An 18,303-nucleotide genomic window follows, 5' to 3' on the forward strand; every position below is an offset into this window, starting at 1 on the left:
TTAAATAGTTATATGTTCGTCAATTCGAGCTGTTTTACAGGAATATGATTGTATTTTAATGCGTGCTTTTGTTAAAGTCCCGCCTGTCCTATCCTGTAGGACATCCTGTTGATGATGCATCTGAAAGGGTGCAACAAATTGATAGCTTCTCCCCAGTTTGCTATACCGGCCTACCAACTTGTTTGGTGGGCCGTTTTTTGTTTTACGCCTAAAAATCCTATCTAATTAATTCTTTTTTGCGCTATACCAATTGTATTGTGCATTCGTCACTTCGAGGTGGTTTGGGTACATCGCAGGTGATACCATCGAAGTGCTATCATTTTTATTCTTTTCATTTTATTACTAAGGAGTGCGTTATGTTTAAAGCATTAGCTATTGCAGGTTTTTCTTTATCAAGTTTAGTTATTTCTAATGTTGCTCAGGCCAATTGGCAGCTAGTGAATGATAAAAGCCAACTAAGCTTTGTTTCAATTAAAAAAGATTCGATTGCTGAAGCTCACCATTTTACTAACCTTGAAGGTATGCTTTCTGATAAAGGTGAGTTTAGCGTTAATGTTGATTTAACATCAGCCGAAACTCTAATCCCTATTCGTAATGAGCGTTTAGCTACATTTTTATTCGAAGCGGCTAAATTCCCCAATGCTGTTTTAACTGCAAATTTAACTAAAGAGCTAAGTAATATCAAAAAGCCTGGTCAATATGTATTGAAGGGTATTACAGCTGAGCTTGATTTTCATGGTAATAAAAAACCATTGGCAATTGATGTACTCGTTAACAGCACGCAAAGTGGTGATTTAACGGTATCATCATTAACACCTATTATTATTAATAGTGATGATTTTGGTGTAACCGAAGGCGTTAAAAAGCTGCAAGAGTTAGCGGGCTTGCCTTCAATTGCAACAGCTGTGCCTGTTACATTTGCAATAACACTTAAAAAACAGTGATTTCTTTAAGTGAGCTTAGCAAGCGATTAAGCGAGCCAAGCAAACCTTTTGATAGTTGGCAGCCTAACCATTGTGGAGAGCTGCCAATTGTTATTAATAATGAAGGGAAATGGTTTTACGATGGCAGCGAAATAACACGCCCAGCCATGGTGAAGCTGTTTGCTTCTGTATTGTGTAAAGAAGGTGAGCAATTTTATTTAAAAACCCCTGTCGAAAAAATAACAATAACGGTTGAAGATGCGCCGTTTATTATTGTTGATTGGCGCTTTGAAAATACAGCGCAAGGGCAAGTGTTGTGTTGTATTGATAATTTAGCTAGGCAGTGGTTAGTGAGCGCTCAGCAGCCCTTGCATATAAAAGACTACAATGGTTCAAAGGTGCCTTATTTAAAGCTACCGTATGGTTGTAGTGCGCGAGTTTCACGCAGTGTATTTTATCAGTGGGCTGAAAAAGCCGAGTCTGATAAGCTCGGCTATTTTATTAAATCTGCAGGAAAGCAGTTTTATTTATCGTAACGCCAGCGTTTAAGCCTCTGGGTTGGTTTCGTCTGTGATTGTTTCATCGGTAGGTGGTACAGCAATAACAGGACCTAAAAACCATTCATCTAGCTTTTTAGCTACTTCTGGTAAACCGGTGCCCTTTAATGATGAAAACGCATGAACTGTAATATCCCCATCAAGCGTGCTTAATTCACGGCGAACTTGCAGTACTTGTGATTTACGAGGGCCTTGCTTTAGTTTGTCGGCTTTAGTTAATAGTGCCAATACTGGAATCTCACTACCAATTGCCCAGTTAATTAAATCACGGTCTAAATCTTTTAATGGATGACGAATATCCATTAAAATAACAATACCTTTTAAGCTTTGACGCTTTTGCAGATATTCACCTAACGACTTTTGCCATTTCTTTTTCATTTCGATTGGTACTTTAGCAAAGCCATAGCCTGGTAAATCGATAAGGCGCATATCGTCAACATCCGCTAAATCGAATGTATTGATTAGCTGAGTACGTCCAGGTGTTTTACTTGTACGTGCTAGCTTCTGATCGGTTAATGCATTTAATGCACTCGACTTACCTGCATTGGAGCGACCGGCAAACGCAACTTCAATTCCCGTATCAGCAGGTAATTTAGTAATGTCGGGAGCGCTTGTTACGAAAGACGCAGTATTATATTTGATACGAGATTTGAGCACAGGCTCTCCTAAAACTTAAAAAAATAACATTGAGTAAACCAAATTCACTCAGGGCGCGTATTTTATACTATAAAGGATGTATTAAAAAGCGTATTTAACCACCTAAAAACAGCACCTATGGTACATTTAAAACATGTTAAAGCTTAATCTAAGTCAAAACCCTGTAAATTATAAGCTTAATATGTGTAGAAAACGTGCCAGAGAATTTATTATCGTGTAGAATATATGTATTACAACATCACGATTGTAGATGATACAGGGTCGGAAACAGAGAATTCACCATGAAAAAAATAGCACTATCTTTAACAATATTGCTTGGTGCGTTGTCAGCAAGCAACGCAACAGCATTTGATGGCGATGTAAACGCAGGTAAAGAAAAATCAGCAACGTGTGCGGCTTGTCACGGCCCAGACGGTAATGCGCCGGTTAATATTTACCCTAAAATTGCAGGTCAACATCCAGATTATATCCTTAAGCAACTTCAGGATTTAAAATTAGGTATGACGTCAGGCGGCAAAGAAGGGCGTATGGATCCAGTAATGAGCGCTATGGCTATGCCACTTAGCGAGCAAGACATGAAAGATCTAGCTGCTTATTTTTCTTCAATCAACATGACTGAAGGTGCTACACCTAAAGATGTTGTTGAAGTTGGCGAAATGCTCTTTAAAGCAGGCGATGCGGAGCGTGGGATTCCATCATGTGCAGCATGTCATGGTCCACGTGGTAACGGTTCATCACTTGCTAAGTTTCCAAAAATTTCTTTTCAGCATCCTGGATATATCAAGTCTCAACTTGAAAAATTCCGTGATGGAACTCGTCACAATGACTTAAATGGCATGATGGGCGATATAGCGAAGAAATTAACAGATAAAGATATTGAAGTACTTTCTCAGTACTTAGGTGGTTTACACTAAAGTCGTATTTATTTAGCAATTAATAATAAATACACTACAATGTTTTACAAAAAGCAGCCCAGGCTGCTTTTTTTGTGTGCAAAATTAACGATATCACCCGTTTAAATGTAAGACATTGACCATGCGTTAGTGTGAGAAAAGTCTTCTTTTTATTTCTTGTTCATCATTAACCTATTGTATTTTATTGTTTATTTTGTTTTAAAATGTAATAAGTATAATAAAAGTTATATAAACCAGTTGTAACAAAATCATTAACGAGTAAATTAACCACTGTCGCAAAAGAACAATAACAAAACGGAAACAAGCTATAAGGAAAGTGGCGCGGCATGACTACATAGCACAAGATTGGTGCTACTAAAGGAAATAATAAAAAAGTGTCACGATGACCGAAAATAATAAAATACTCATGGAAGTTTAATAACAAAAACAAAATGGAATGTAACAAGGAACGTAAAAATAATAACAATACGGACTGATAATAATAAAAATAATAAAGACTAAAAAAAGTCGAAGGGAGAAGTGTCCAGATAATGGCGCTCAGATTAGCAGGCGGTAGAGATGTTTTCTCTACCGCCTTTTTATTTGTCCTGTTACAATACCCACCGTTTAAAATTAGCGATTAATTAGCTAAGGAGCTTTTAAATGAGAAACCCAACCTCTATAGCGCAAACTGAATTCTTCTGGCTAGGCCAGCACTGCGATGCCCATTAATTTGCGCTTCGCTCAAAACCTCTTAAGTGAGATGATCAAGATATGAGTAGAACTAAAAAGTCACGCAAAAGCCCAGCAAACGGACCTGTTCGTTTAAGCCAAGATAAGCTTAAAGAAATGCGCGCATTAAAAGAGCAGCGAGTTAAAAAAACCAAAGGCGCAAAGCCCGGTTCTCGTAATGCGCCAGATTTACTAGATAGCGAAAGCCAAAATAGTAATCACGCGCCTAAAGATAAGCGTGTAGGCAGTAAAAAGCCTGTGCCGTTAATCGCAACCGCGCCAGAGCCTAAAGTTGAAATGAAACGCAACTTAAAGCCAACTATTGAGCTGAAAAAAGTAATCGAGCCTGAATTTACACCTGAACAAGAGCTAGAAGCACTTGAGAATGATGAACGTTTACTTAAATTAGTAGAGCGTCATGAAAAAGGTGAAATGCTAACAGGTAAAGATGCTAAGTACTTTAATAGTCGCATTGCCCGTCATCAGGCGTTATGTGAAATTCTTGGTATTGAAGATGAGGACGAAGACGAGTTTGAAGATGATCTTGAAAGCCAAGGCAATTCTGATTTCGATCAATACTTATCTGATGATTTAGCCAACGAATGGTTAGATGAAGACGACAAATAGTAAGGATAAATAATGAGTACCTCGGTAATTTTAGCCTTACTTTTAGGCGCTGCTATCATAGCTGGTTTGGCATTTTATGCGGGTCAGTTGCTGTATAAGTTAAATGCGCAAAAAAAGTTAATTGCTAAAACGCAGGCTGAACAAAAGCAAAAGCTTGAAAAGTCGCGTTTAAAGCGAAACGCAAAACTAGCCGATAGTATTCATTTAATCGCACGTGCAATGAATGAAGAGCAGTGTGAGTTTTCTGAAGGCTGTTTACGTATTTGGGTACTTATGTCTCAGTATGCCTTTGAAAGCGAGCGTGATTTAACGACGCAGTATCCTGGTATTTATAAAATGTATCAGGTAGTTAAAGAAATGCCGACGCACGATGCACGTAAAAAATACTCTAAAAAAGAGATTTTTAAGCTAGATAAGGCTCGCTGGCAAGCTGAAAAAACACTTAAAGATGAAGTTAAAGCGGATTGCGCTAAAATTATTATCGAGTTTAAAGCCGCTCCAGGTAGCGATAAAGTCGTTTTTAATTAAAGCTACAACTTAAATACAAAAAGCAGACCTAGGTCTGCTTTTTTTGTGCCGATGTATTTATTATCCAGAGTTCAGGCTAAATCACCCTTGAAAAGCGCGTTGCGTTAATTTGTTTTTGTAAGTGAGCATCGAAGCACATACAAATAATACGAATGAATAAGTTCCCGCGTGGTGTTACGCTAATTTTATTATCAATTATAGTGACTAGTTCATCTTTTATAAGTGGCGCCAGCGCTACTAATGCATCCTCAAAGTAGTCATTAAATATAAGCGCGTGTTTTTCACTAAAGTCTTGTATATCTAATTCAAATTGGCAAATGAGCTGTTTAATTGCATCAGCACGAATTACATCATCATGTGTTAAGTGCATTCCTTTATTAAGAGCACTACCGCTTTGTGTTTCTACGTTGTGGTAATAATGTTTTAATTCTTTTTGATTTTGTAAAATGGCGGTGCCAATTTGTGAAATTGATGACACGCCTAAACCTAATAAATCACAATTTCCATGGGTTGTATAACCTTGAAAGTTACGATGTAACTTGCCTTCATTTTGCGCAACAGCTAGTTCATTATCAGTTTTTGCAAAATGGTCCATACCAATAAATTGATAGCCTGCTTGCGTCATCTGCTCCAGCGTATTTTTAAACATGGTGAGCTTATTATGAGCACTGGGTAAATCTGCATCTTTAATCTTGCGCTGTGCAGCAAAGCGCTCTGGTAAATGCGCGTAGTTAAACACTGATACTCTGTCAGGGCTTAACTCAATAAGTTGCTCTATAGTTTTCTTAAAGCTCTCTGGCGTTTGCAGAGGTAGCCCGTAAATCATATCTGCATTAATAGATTGAAATCCTAGCTCGCGAGCTTGTGTAATTAATTGCTTAACGGTATCTGCATTTTGCGGGCGATTAACAGCAAGTTGCACGTCGTCGTTAAAGTCTTGAATCCCAAATGAGACACGGTTAAAGCCAAGCATTCTTAAATCAACAAGCATATTATCGGCAAGTGAGCGTGGGTCTATTTCAATACCGCGCTCTGTTGTGCGTGTAAAATTAAAGTGTTGTTCTAAAAGTTTAATTAAACGGGTCATTTGTTTTGCGGTTAAAAAGGTGGGAGTACCGCCACCTAAATGCAATTGCTCAACCGTGTAGCTTTTAAATAAAGGCGCTTGGGCAGTAATTTCTTTTGCTAAAAAGTCGAGATACGTATCTGCCTTAGATTGATGACGGGTAATTATTTTATTACAGCCACAGTAGTAGCAAAGCTGACTACAAAACGGGATGTGAATATATAAAGAAAGAGAGCGACTTGTTGACGATTCTATAGCGCTTAGTAGGTCTTGTTGCTGATATCCGTCACGCAGTGATAAAGCCGTGGGATAAGAGGTATAACGCGGACCAGACACATTATATTTGTTTATTAGGGTTTCATCCCATTGTGGAAGTTTAATCATCACGCACACCTAAGTATTTATTTATTGGGGATTATAAAAAAGTACTCAGGAAGGCGGTTTGATCTATAACAAAAAAGGTGCCGAAGCACCTTTTTTAATAAAATATAACTTAATACGACCTAATTAATACGTAATAGTATGAGCATCTTTAAGGTATTGAAATAATTCTTTATAACCTTTACCCGGCTTTTCAGCTTTCGCTTCTTTTGCCGCATTTCGAACCAATTGGCGCATTTGTTGACGATCAAGAGATGGAAACTGCTCAATAGTCTCATTGATAAGGTCATCACCTTGCTCAATTAAATCTGAACGTAATTGCTCAATTTTTTTGACCAATACTTCAGCTTGGTTATTTTTATTAAGCATCACATCGATAATCGCTTTAATATCATCAATGTTTTCTACAGTACGCAGTGTTTTAGCGATGTAATTTAAGTGGCGGCGATACGCGTCGCTTTTGTTACTTATTTTATCAGCAACAACCATCGCTTCTTTTAAATCGTCATTTAATGGCAGGCGTTCGCGCTGTTTTTTACCCATTTTGGCAATTTCAGTACCTAACTGATGAAACTCTTGCGCTTCGCGTTTAAGCTCCGTTCTTGATACATATTCAATTTCTTCTTCAATTTCAGCAGGCTTGCCTTTTTTCTTTGCCATGGGGTGCTCTTAAATAAAAATAACTTTTGCCATTATACATGAATATGATACTTAGGAATATTAGCTGATGTGATGCATTGAGTGTGTTAGCATTTAAATATAAGAAATGCGTGCATTATGCCTCTAAGGCTCAGGACTTAATTTATGAAAAGCCAACAAAACGATCCAATTTATTCTCAAATATCGCAAGTTAAAGATGCGGTAGCAGAAGTACTCGAACATGCTAAAAAATTAGGCGCTACAGCTGCAGAAGCTGCGATGTCTAGCACGTCTGGTTTATCGGTTAGTACACGAATGGGTGAAGTAGAAACCATTGAGTTCAACCAAGACGGCGGCTTAGGCATTAGTGTATATGTTGGTAATAATAAAGGCTCGGCGTCAACGGCTGATTTAAATCCAAAAACATTGCGCACGGTAGTCGAAAAAGCGATTGATATAGCCAAATTTACATCTGATGATCCATTTAACGGCGTTGCTGATAAAGAGTTACTTGAATTTAATCCTAAAGATTTAGATTTATATCATCCTTGGGATGTAAGTCCTGAGGAAGGCATTGAGCTTTGTCATGCTGCTGAGCAAGCTGCATTAAATGCGGACGAGCGTATTGTTAACTCTGATGGTGCGAGTTTTTCATCGCATCAGGGATTACGTGTTTATGGTAACAGCCACGGTTTAATTGCAGGTTTTCCGCGCACTCGTCATAGTATTAGTACTATGGTAATAGGTAAAGATGGCGAACACATGCAGCGCGACTCTGCTTATACAGTTGCTCGCGATCAGGCTGGTTTAAATGATGCGGCGGCAGTGGGTCTTGAAGCGGCAGCTGAAACCTTAGCTAAATTAAACAGCCAAAAGTTAGGCACAATGAAAGTGCCTGTTATTTTTAGAGCCGATATTGCAAATTCATTGTTTGGTCACTTGGTGTCGGCAATTGGTGGTGGCGCGCTTTATCGTAAATCAAGTTTTTTACTTGATAGCTTAGGTACTCAGGTATTTAGTAATTGTGTGAATATTGCTGAGCGCCCACATATTTTAAAAGGGTTGGCATCGTCACCGTTTGATAGCGAAGGTGTTAAAACATTCGATAGAGAAATAATTCAAGGCGGCGAGTTACAAACTTATTTATTAGCAAGTTATGCTGCGCGTAAAATGAACATGACCCCAACAGGACATGCTGGCGGTATACATAACTGGCTCGTTGAGCAAACTCATAACGATTTAACTGCACTATTAAAAACCATGGGTACTGGCTTATTAGTTACAGAGCTAATGGGGCAGGGCGTAAATACCGTAACGGGTGACTACTCTCGTGGTGCTGCAGGTTTTTGGGTTGAAAATGGTGAAATTCAATATCCGGTAAGTGAAATTACTATTGCTGGTAATTTAAAAGACATGTTTAAAGGTATTTCCGCCATTGGTGGTGATATAGAACGCCGTGGTGGTATTCAAACAGGCTCAGTATTAATCGAGCAAATGCAAATAGCCGGCGCGTAGTATTAATACGCAGTGTATACTTAGACCCAGAGTATTATCTTTGGGTCTAAGTGAGTTTTTACGAGGTGTAAAATGGCTAAAGATAGATATGCACCAAAACCGCTAACCGATATTATGGCGGGGTTAAATAATCGTTTATCGGCTTATGCAGGCAAAAGCCAAGCACTTGATACACAGCAAACCTTATTAAAAGATTTTTTAGGCCCTAAATTGGGTGATAAATGCCGAGTTAGTAATTACCGAGACGGCACGCTAATGATAGAGGCGGTATCTGCGCCTATCGCGCTTAGGCTTAATTATTTAAAAATGGATATGCTTTCACACTTTAGAGCTGCTGGAATGGCAGAGCTTGGACAAATAAAAATAACTGCAAATCCTCAAGCAACTCAGCGATTAAGTACCGCGAATAAATCGGGCAGCCCTACAGTTACCAACTCTCGGAAAATGAGTGAGCAAACCGCTAATTACTTAAATGCGATAGCGGCTTCTGCCCCCCCTTCATTAAAAGAAAAACTAGAGCGTTTAGCGCTCCACGGTAAGAATAAAAGTTAGCCTTAGCCACCCACTATATTGTTATTGGTAGGGCTATTTTTGCAGCTCACCGCATTCAAAATACTTTGTTACATATTCCATTTTATTGTTGGTCTAATGAGGTTTATGATACTGCGTGGTGTGCTTTATTATTTAAAGCTCCCTTGATACCCATTCCATTAAGTAAAAGCGTACAGGCAGTGCTATTTTTACTCCTGCTATATTCAAGAATTTAATGGAGTTGGTATGTGATACCAACCTGCATAAATCTTTGATCAATTTAACGAATTAAATTGCACTATAACGTCGTTAAAAATTTTTTATTTAGAACAACTAGATACAAAAACTTTTGCCTAGTTCTAGCGTAATTTTCTTAACGTTAATTAGACCCCATACATAAGCAGATTGGTATGATTTAATTCTAACTAACAAACGGAATCATTATGAATAAAGTAACAATGGCCGCTGCGAGCATAGCGCTTGCACTTGGTCTAGTAGGTTGTGGTGAAAAACAACAAGAAGCTAAAGTAACCGATACTCCTGTAGTAACAGCACCCGCTGAAAAGCCACTAGAGCTTGGTATTGAACTAGCGAATATGGATAGTTCAGTACGCGCACAAGACGATTTTTATTATCATGTAAATGGACAGTGGTTAGCAAAAACTGAAATACCAGGTGATAAGTCTAACTACGGTTCTTTTTCGCAGCTATATGATGAGTCACAAAAAGCGATGAAAATTGCCCTTGAAAACGCAGCCGCGAATAAGGCCGCTAAAAAAGGCAGTGATGAGTATAAAATTGGCGCATTTTATAAAAGCTACATGAATCAATCTGCGCGTAATGAGCTAGGTATTACGCCATTACAACCGTCATTAGATACGATTGATAGCGTTAAATCTAAAGCTGACTTAGTGGGTTTAATGGCTAAAATTCAAAAACAAGGCGGTACTTTACCGTTTGGTTGGTTTGTAAATAACGATGCTAAAAACTCGAGCGAGTATGCATTGTATTTATCTCAGTCGGGCCTAGGTTTACCAGATCGTGATTATTACTTAAACGATGACGAAAAATTCACTAAAATTCGCGCTTCTTACGAGCAATACATCACAGATGTTTTAGCAAAATCAGGCGTTAAAAATGCAGCAGAAGCTGCCAAGAGCGTACTTGCATTTGAAAAAACACTAGCTGATGCTCAATGGAGCCGTGTGCAAAGCCGTGACGCAACTAAATCTTACAACAAGATGACAGTAGCAGACGCAAGCAAGTTGATGGGGGAGCTTGATTTAGCTGCATTCTTTAAAGATGCAGGCGTGAGTGCAAGTGACATTATTGTACGTCAACCAAGCTACTTAGAAGCACTTGCTACTATTTACAAAGACACTGATTTAGCAACGTGGAAAAACTACTTAAAATTTCATTTTGTAAGTGGTTATGCAGAGCTACTTAGCGAAGATTTAGTTAACCTTAACTTTGACTTTTACAGCACAACACTTCGTGGCGTAGAAGAACAAGCACCTCTTTGGAAGCAAGCGGTTGATGCATCTAACAGTGTACTTGGTGAAATTTTAGGTAAGGTATACGTTAAAGATAACTTCCCGCCAGAAGCTAAAGCACGCATGGAAGAGTTAGTTGATAACGTAATTAAAGGTTATGGCGTTGCTATCGAAAATCTTGAGTGGATGAGCCCTGAAACAAAGCTTGCAGCGAAAGAAAAATTAGACAAATTTACGCCTAAGATTGGTTACCCAGACACGTGGAAAGATTACTCAGAGCTAGAGATTAACTCAGACGAGCTAGTAGGTAATTACATTCGTTATAGCGAATGGGCATACGCAGATATGATTGCTAAATTGGGTAAACCAGTTGATCGCTCTGAGTGGCACATGACTCCGCAAACGGTAAATGCGTATTACAACCCAGTAAACAATGAAATTGTATTTCCAGCCGCTATATTACAACCACCATTCTTTAATTTAGAAGCGGATGATGCTGTAAACTACGGCGCAATTGGCGCGGTAATTGGGCATGAGCTTGGCCACGGTTTTGACGACCAAGGTGCTAAATACGACGGTGACGGTAACTTACGTAACTGGTGGAGTGAGACTGACCTTAAGCAATTTGAAGAGCGTACAGCGGCTTTAGTTGCACAGTATAACGAATATAAACCATTTGAAGATGCAAGTGTTAATGGTGAGCTAACGCTTGGCGAAAACATTGGTGACTTAGGTGGTTTAACCGTTGCGCATAAAGCGTATATGCTATCTTTAGGTGATAAAAAAGCACCCGTGATAGATGGTTACACAGGCGATCAACGTTTCTTTATGGGTTGGTCACAAATCTGGCGTCGTAACTACCGCGATGAAGAGTTGCGTAATCGTTTATTAACAGACCCTCATTCACCAAGCCACTACCGTGTAATCGGTATCTTGTCGAACATGCCTGAGTTTTACGAAGCGTTTGACGTAAAAGAAGGTGATAAAATGTATATCAAACCAGAAGATCGCGTAAAAATCTGGTAATTGCATTGCTATAAATAACAAAAAACCAATAAGTTTTTAGCTTACTGGTTTTTTTGTATCTTGAATTTGTTTATCGACTAAGCACGCGTGCATCCATTCTTCGTTACTCAGTATGTTTTTATAAAGCGCGAGTTGGTTTTGTGCTCGCTCTAAATTATGCTCTGCATGAGATACTTTAAAGTACACATCGTTATTTAAGTAATCAGTTAAAAAGCGCACACTTAACATGAGCGGCATTATTTTAGCGCCTAATAATAAGCTTTCTTGCTCTAGTATACTCATGCTATTTTTTAATGGCGTTACATAGCCTTTTACAATGGCTGAAAATATATCTTTTCGAATAACAATGTTGTGTAAGTTTGTTGAATCCTCGGCTTCGGGGGAGCAAAATGTACGTACCATGTCGCCAAAGTCATAAAGCCAAAATCCTGCCATGCAGGTGTCTAAATCAATAACTGCTTTTGCTTTGTGAGTTGTATTACAAAACAGCATATTATTTATTTTTGTATCGTTATGACACACTCTAAGGGGTATGTGTTTAGCTACCTGACTAAGCTCAGTAATTAAATGCTGCTGCGTTAAGCAATATTCTATTTCGTCAGCGCAGTGCTTTACTCTATTAACTACGTTGTTAGTGATTGCGGTATCTAATTGCTCAAAGCGCATCGCTAAGTTATGAAAATCAGGAATTACAGTGTGCAGCTGTTGCGCATCAAAATCTTGTAATGCATGAGCAAATACGCCAAAGGCGTAAGCCGCTTGCTCGCTCTGCTGGGTATTTTTAACAACGTCTTCGCTGTAGCTATCACTAATATAGTTAAGGACGCGATAATACGCATTATCAATTTTTATTAAGTGTTCATCGTTTTGTGTAGCTATATGTTTGATTATTTCAAGCGGGTAATTATTTTGCAGTTGTTTAGCATTTAAATGCTGCTCAATCAGTTTTGCATTACTCACTAACTGAGCAGGGTTTTTAAATACCTCAGTATTAAGTTTTTGCACAATAAATTGTTTATCAATACTTGTAAGTAGCCATGTACTATTTATATGACCGCTACCAATCGCACTAACTTGAGTTAACTCAGGGGGCAGTGCTAACAGTTCGCTTAGCTTATTTTGTATTGAGATATTCATTGTGCTCACTTATGCCCTTTTTTTATGCGTATCGGGCAACTATTTTTTCGATAATTTCAGCATTCGCTTCAGGAAAATCATAATTTTCTAATTCAGTAATTGCTACCCATTCGCTAGGTTGCCCTTCAGCGCCATGTGCTTCACCGCTAAAGTTACTTACTACGTGTACATCTAATTTAACGCATTTATCGCCGTAGTCATGTTCAATCACCATCAATTGGCTAGAGCTGTGAATGGTTAGTCCAACTTCTTCAATAAGCTCGCGTTTAAGTGCAACAAACACACTTTCTCCAGCTTCAACTTTACCACCAGGAAATTCCCATAAACCGCCTTGATGTTGTTCATCTGCACGTTTACAAATGAATATAGCGTTATTTTTCTTAATAACACCAACAGCTACATGTACAATTTCTATAGTCATTACTTTAAAACTCCATAAAAAAAAGCGACGCTAGCGCCGCTTTTTAATAAGCTACTGACAATATTGGGTTACTTTAATTTACCGCAACACTGTTTGAATTTTTGACCTGATTTACAAGGACAAGGGTCATTACGACCTACTTTTGGTTCTGTACGAGCCATTACTGTCGCTGTTTCTGGCGCTTCGCCACCTACGTGCTCAGCTTCTTCATGTTGGTATTCGCGAGGAGCATTTTCACTTTTACGGTGTTGCTCTTCTACTTTTTCAACATCTTCTTCTGCGCGTACTTGTACTTTACTTAGAATGCTTACAACATCTACTTTCAAGTTTTCAAGCATTTCGGAGAACAGCTCAAACGATTCACGCTTGTACTCTTGCTTAGGATTCTTTTGCGCGTAACCACGTAAATGAATACCTTGGCGTAAATGATCCATTGCAGCAAGGTGATCTTTCCAATGCTGATCAAGACTCTGTAGCATAATCGCTTTTTCGAATTGACGTAAAACAGAATCGCCAACTTGCTCTTCTTTTTGCTTGTATGAATGCTCAACCGCCTGCTCAATACGCTCACGAAGCTTTTCTTCGTATAGTTTATTGTCATCTGCTAACCACTGAGTAATAGGTAACTCAATTAAGAAGTCTTGTTTTAAACGCTCTTCAAGGCCAGGAATATCCCACATTTCAGCAAGGCTTTGCGGTGCAATGTACTGATCAATTGTATTGCTAAGTACGTCACCACGAATTGCAGTAATAGTTTCTGAAATATCACCTTCTTCAAGTAGTTCGTTACGCTGAGAGTAAACAACACGACGTTGATCGTTTGCTACATCATCGTACTCAAGTAGTTGCTTACGAACGTCGAAGTTACGTGCTTCTACTTTACGCTGTGCATTTTCAATCGCACGGTTTACCCATGGATGTTCAATTGCTTCACCGCGTTGCATGCCTAATTTACGCATCATGTTAGTCATGCGCTCACCGGCAAATATACGCATTAGCGCATCGTCCATCGATAAGTAAAAACGGCTTGAACCAGCATCACCTTGACGACCAGAACGACCACGTAATTGGTTGTCTATACGACGAGATTCGTGACGTTCAGTACCAATGATATGTAAACCGCCGGCATCAATTACTGCATCATGGCGAATTTTCCAAGCTGCTTTAATTTCAGCAATTTGCTCATCAGTTGGGTTTTCAAGTTTTTCAACTTCACTGTTCCAGTTACCACCTAACACGATATCGGTACCACGACCGGCCATGTTTGTTGCAATTGTTACTGTTCCTGGTAGGCCAGCATCTGAAACGATGTCAGCTTCTTGCGCATGAAATTTAGCATTAAGTACATTGTGCTTAATTTTTTCTTTGCGTAAAAACTGCGATAAATACTCAGAGCTTTCAATTGAAATAGTACCAACAAGCACCGGTTGTCCACGGTCTTGGCAGTCTTTAATATCAATTAAAATAGCTTCGTATTTTTCTTCTTGCGTTAGGTAAACTAAATCGGCGCGATCATCACGAATCATCGGCTTATTAGTTGGCATAACAACGGTATCAAGGCCGTAGATTGACTGAAATTCAAATGCTTCAGTATCGGCTGTACCTGTCATACCTGCTAACGTTTCGTATAAACGGAAGTAGTTTTGGAACGTAATAGAGGCAAGTGTTTGGTTCTCGTTTTGAATTTTTACACCTTCTTTTGCTTCAACAGCTTGGTGTAAACCTTCTGACCAACGACGACCTTCCATTGAACGACCCGTATGCTCATCGATAATAATTACTTCGTTTTCTTTTACAACGTAATCAACATCTTTTTGGTATAGCTTATGAGCACGAAGGGCGGCATAAACATGGCTTAGTAGCGTAATGCTTGCTGCTGAATAAAGCGAATCGCCTTCTTCAATTAAGCCGCGCTCAGTAAGTAGCTCTTCTACTTTAATTTGACCACGTTCTGTTAAATGAACTTGCTTAGACTTTTCATCAATCGTGTAATCGCCATCGCCTTCAATACCTTCTTCGTCTTCTTTTTCTTGAAGCTCAAGTAAAGGAACGATGGTGTTTATTTCAGTGTATAGCTCAGAGCTATCCTCAGCTGGGCCTGAAATAATCAGCGGGGTACGTGCTTCATCTATTAAGATTGAATCCACTTCATCGACTACAGCATAGAATAATGGACGTTGAACTCGTTCATCAATGCTAAAAGCCATGTTGTCACGAAGGTAGTCAAAACCAAATTCGTTATTAGTACCGTATGTAATGTCGGCAGTATAAGCGAGCTTCTTTTGCTGCGGCATCATACCTGGTACGTTACAGCCTACTGTAAGGCCTAAAAATTCAAATAACGCACGGTTGGTTTCAGCATCACGTTTAGCAAGGTAGTCATTCACGGTAATTACGTGAACACCTTTGCCTGTTAAGCCGTTTAGATAAGCTGGTAGAGTAGCTGTAAGTGTTTTACCTTCACCGGTACGCATTTCTGCAATGCGACCTTGATGTAAAACCATACCACCTAATAACTGCACGTCGAAATGACGCATGCCATTTACACGCTTTGACGCTTCACGTACCACAGCAAAAGCCTCTGGTAGAATGTCGTCAAGGCTTTGTCCGTTATCGTAACGTTCTCTAAACTCAGCTGTTTTAGCTCTTAAATCTTCATCAGAAAGCGCTTCAAGTTGCGTTTCTAGCGCATTGATTAGCGCGACCGTCTTTCTTAAGTTTTTAATAGTGCGGTCATTGCGACTACCAAAAAGCTTGGTAAATAAATTAGATATCATGATAAAACCGTTACAATGTATTCTTTGTCAGCCGAGTATCGGCTAACCCATTTTTAACAATTGGTAATTAATATGTGCTTTTAAGTAACACTTAGAACATATTAATTAGCAATTTTGTATTAAACCGTTCAAAAAGCACTGTTTATTACGTGCGCTACTATACCAGACTCTGCCAAACAACAAACTATCTCAATAAAAAGATCGGTGTATAAAATCGAAAAATTTGATCTGGTTCGTAAAAATCACTTTGTATTACTCAATTACAGTAAAAATAGCAGCGAACTGTAAAGATATGGTGCTAAATAAATTAAAAACAAGGGTTATAGTTGCGCTTAAGTTTTACGCTTAAACACAACTATTAAATACATGTTTTATAATTTAAATTGATTAACCGTTTTGTTAAGCGCCGCAGCTAAATCACTTAAGTCACGAGCTTCGTCAGCGAGGGTGTGCGCATGGTCAGCGGTACTGTTCACTAAGTTATTAATTGCCGAAAGGCTCGTATTAATATCTTCAGCAACAACAGTTTGCTCCTCGGTAGATGTGGCTATTTGATGACTTTGGTCTTGTACTTTAGTAACCGACTGCGCAATATTGTGAAGTGAGCTAAGCACTTCTTTAGTTTGAAGCACTGAGCCCTCGGTTTGATCTTGTCCTTGTTGCATCATTACTGAGGCTTGTTGAGCTATTTGCTGCAAGCGCGAAATCATATTTCGAATATCGTCTGTTGATTCTTGTGTGCGACTTGCTAGTGAACGTACTTCATCAGCAACAACGGCAAAGCCTCTACCGTGTTCACCGGCACGAGCAGCCTCTATGGCCGCATTAAGTGCAAGTAAGTTGGTTTGATCAGCAATGGAATTAATTACATCGACTAATGCACCAATGTTATTACTTTCTTGCTCAAGACCTGCAACCACTTTAGATGCTTCGCCAATATGTAATGCCAGTTCAGTCATTACTGTTTGCGCCTGTGTAGAACGGCTAGCTCCTTCAGCTGTAATTGCTTGTACTTCTTCAGCTGCGTTATTTGTGTGTTGTGCGTTACGTGATATTTCAAGCACAGTAGTCGCCATTTCAGTTACCGCTGCGCTCACGCTATCAACTTGCTGCTTCTCTTGCTGAATTTCAGAATTTGTTTTCTCAGAAACACTTCTTAGCTGGGCCGCTGCATTACTTAGTTGTTCTGCTTGCGCTGCGGTATCAAGCATCATGGCGTGCAACTTATCAATAAAAGTGTTCATGTGGTTGGCCAGCTGTCCCACTTCATCTTGACTATTAATATAAATTTTTTGAGTAAGATCGCCTTCGCCCGATGCTATATCACGCATAATGTGCGTAAGCGTTGTAATGGGTTTTGAAATCATGTGGGTAGCCCATAAAATCATGGCTAATATAATGATTAAGATAATAATTACCGCTGTTGTTGTAGCGGTTACTGCAGCATTTACGGGCTCTTCAATCATAGTAGTTGGGATAAGTAGACCTACATACCAATCTATATAAGGCTGCTCTAGCTGCAGACGATGGTAAACCACATAAAACTGCTCACCTTTAAAAGTAACCATTTGGCTGCCTTCAAGGTTATTTCGCATTTGTGTATTTAACTCTTTAAAGCCTGCTGTATTTGTAAATTGTTGCTCAAGCGCATCGAGCCCTTCTTTACCGTTTGCACCTTCATCTGTAATTGAAAGTTTATGCCCAGTGGCCTTTGAAAAATGAACTACTTTTTGATTACCATCGAGTAAAAATCCATAACCTTGGCCGTTAAAGCGAATATTTTCGACCATGTCGTTAATTTTGTTTAATTGTAAATCAACACCGCCCATACCAATGAGTTTTCGCTGAGCGTTATAAACAGGTTGTTGTACTACTGCGGATGCTACGCCTGTGGTTAAATCAACAGAGATTGGACCTACGTAAAGCTTGTTAACTTGCATGGCTTCTTGCCACCACCCACGCTTGTAAGCGTAATAAGGCTGGCCGTTGTAGTGACTTGTACGCTCGTTTTCTTTAAAGTATTCACCGGTGGTTGCTGAGGCAAAAAAGGCCGATAAAATGTTTTCGTCATTTGAGCTTAAACGCACAAAGTCTTGGTTTACTTCGTTGTAACCTGGCGCGCTTTCGAGTGCTTGATCGCGTGTATCCCAATTTTCAAAAAAGTTGATTAAATGTGGGTTATTAACAAAGGTTGATACCATTTTACCGTACATCACGAAGTAACTTTGCATTGAAAGTTGCTCGGTCTGTAGATAACTTTGTGCTTCGTTTTCTATGTTTTCTCTAGAGAGATTGGCAATGTGTTTAACAAAAAATGTTGAGGCGATAATTAGTAAAACGGTAATTGTTCCACCAATCAATAATAATATTTTCTTCCGTAATGATAAATTATTTAGCATG

General features: G+C 39.0%; 15 protein-coding genes. 8 read left to right on the forward strand and 7 right to left on the reverse strand.

Annotation, left to right across the window (positions count from 1 at the left end):
- Positions 1-356 precede the first annotated feature (356 nt).
- Together H5157_RS03510 and H5157_RS03515 are read left to right on the forward strand one after the other, a co-directional pair.
- The gene (locus H5157_RS03510) at positions 357-944 is read left to right on the forward strand and encodes a YceI family protein (RefSeq protein ID WP_182694000.1); all 588 of its coding nucleotides are present in this window, start codon (positions 357-359) and stop codon (positions 942-944) included.
- The gene (locus H5157_RS03515; protein WP_182696383.1) at positions 941-1,459 is read left to right on the forward strand and encodes a DUF1285 domain-containing protein; all 519 of its coding nucleotides are present in this window, start codon (positions 941-943) and stop codon (positions 1,457-1,459) included. The genes H5157_RS03510 and H5157_RS03515 overlap by 4 nt, the downstream gene beginning before the upstream one ends.
- A gap of 9 nt (positions 1,460-1,468) precedes the next feature.
- Here H5157_RS03515 and yihA read toward each other — a convergent pair whose 3' ends face one another.
- Positions 1,469-2,137 (reverse strand): ribosome biogenesis GTP-binding protein YihA/YsxC, encoded by a 669-nt coding sequence (gene yihA, locus H5157_RS03520; RefSeq protein WP_007377272.1) that lies wholly within the window; start codon positions 2,135-2,137, stop codon positions 1,469-1,471.
- Between the two features lie 281 nt (positions 2,138-2,418).
- Between yihA and H5157_RS03525 the strand changes: the two genes are divergently transcribed.
- The 3 genes from H5157_RS03525 to H5157_RS03535 all read left to right on the forward strand — a co-directional run bounded on the left by H5157_RS03525 (position 2,419) and on the right by H5157_RS03535 (position 4,917).
- Positions 2,419-3,051, forward strand: a complete 633-nt coding sequence (locus H5157_RS03525; protein ID WP_182682808.1) for a cytochrome c — start codon at positions 2,419-2,421, stop codon at positions 3,049-3,051.
- A 753-nt stretch (positions 3,052-3,804) separates the two neighbouring features.
- Positions 3,805-4,389, forward strand: coding sequence for a Der GTPase-activating protein YihI (gene yihI / locus H5157_RS03530; protein WP_002959924.1), 585 nt, complete (start codon positions 3,805-3,807; stop codon positions 4,387-4,389).
- A 12-nt stretch (positions 4,390-4,401) separates the two neighbouring features.
- A complete protein-coding gene (locus tag H5157_RS03535) occupies positions 4,402-4,917 on the forward strand; it encodes a DUF2489 domain-containing protein (protein WP_002959926.1) in 516 nt (171 codons plus the stop codon).
- A 76-nt stretch (positions 4,918-4,993) separates the two neighbouring features.
- On the opposite strand, the gene hemN is transcribed toward H5157_RS03535, so the two are convergent.
- Both hemN and yjgA read right to left on the reverse strand, forming a co-directional pair.
- Positions 4,994-6,367, reverse strand: a complete 1,374-nt coding sequence (gene hemN, locus H5157_RS03540) for an oxygen-independent coproporphyrinogen III oxidase (RefSeq protein ID WP_182716525.1) — start codon at positions 6,365-6,367, stop codon at positions 4,994-4,996.
- 123 nt (positions 6,368-6,490) lie between these two features.
- Positions 6,491-7,024 carry a ribosome biogenesis factor YjgA gene (yjgA, locus tag H5157_RS03545; RefSeq protein ID WP_002959930.1) on the reverse strand — a complete coding sequence of 178 codons (534 nt, stop codon included), beginning with the start codon at positions 7,022-7,024 and terminating at the stop codon, positions 6,491-6,493.
- Positions 7,025-7,168: 144 nt separating this feature from the next.
- Here yjgA and pmbA point away from each other — a divergent pair, with 144 nt between their 5' ends.
- The 3 genes from pmbA (at position 7,169) to H5157_RS03560 (ending at position 11,568) form a co-directional block, all read left to right on the forward strand.
- Positions 7,169-8,518, forward strand: coding sequence for a metalloprotease PmbA (pmbA, locus tag H5157_RS03550; protein WP_002959932.1), 1,350 nt, complete (start codon positions 7,169-7,171; stop codon positions 8,516-8,518).
- Between the two features lie 72 nt (positions 8,519-8,590).
- Positions 8,591-9,070 carry a DUF721 domain-containing protein gene (locus tag H5157_RS03555; RefSeq protein WP_002959934.1) on the forward strand — a complete coding sequence of 160 codons (480 nt, stop codon included), beginning with the start codon at positions 8,591-8,593 and terminating at the stop codon, positions 9,068-9,070.
- A gap of 422 nt (positions 9,071-9,492) precedes the next feature.
- Positions 9,493-11,568, forward strand: coding sequence for a M13 family metallopeptidase (locus H5157_RS03560; protein ID WP_154903909.1), 2,076 nt, complete (start codon positions 9,493-9,495; stop codon positions 11,566-11,568).
- Between the two features lie 36 nt (positions 11,569-11,604).
- Here the strand turns inward: H5157_RS03560 and H5157_RS03565 are convergent, their stop codons facing one another.
- From H5157_RS03565 to H5157_RS03580, 4 genes are all read right to left on the reverse strand, one after another.
- Positions 11,605-12,705 carry a phosphotransferase enzyme family protein gene (locus tag H5157_RS03565; RefSeq protein WP_182720971.1) on the reverse strand — a complete coding sequence of 367 codons (1,101 nt, stop codon included), beginning with the start codon at positions 12,703-12,705 and terminating at the stop codon, positions 11,605-11,607.
- 22 nt (positions 12,706-12,727) lie between these two features.
- Positions 12,728-13,126, reverse strand: coding sequence for an 8-oxo-dGTP diphosphatase MutT (gene mutT / locus H5157_RS03570; RefSeq protein ID WP_007377262.1), 399 nt, complete (start codon positions 13,124-13,126; stop codon positions 12,728-12,730).
- 68 nt (positions 13,127-13,194) lie between these two features.
- Positions 13,195-15,903, reverse strand: a complete 2,709-nt coding sequence (gene secA, locus H5157_RS03575) for a preprotein translocase subunit SecA (protein ID WP_182672761.1) — start codon at positions 15,901-15,903, stop codon at positions 13,195-13,197.
- A gap of 371 nt (positions 15,904-16,274) precedes the next feature.
- Positions 16,275-18,302 carry a methyl-accepting chemotaxis protein gene (locus H5157_RS03580; RefSeq protein WP_182720969.1) on the reverse strand — a complete coding sequence of 676 codons (2,028 nt, stop codon included), beginning with the start codon at positions 18,300-18,302 and terminating at the stop codon, positions 16,275-16,277.
- Position 18,303 lies beyond the last annotated feature (1 nt).

Source organism: Pseudoalteromonas sp. SG43-3 (assembly GCF_014164385.1).
GTDB lineage: Bacteria > Pseudomonadota > Gammaproteobacteria > Enterobacterales > Alteromonadaceae > Pseudoalteromonas > Pseudoalteromonas distincta.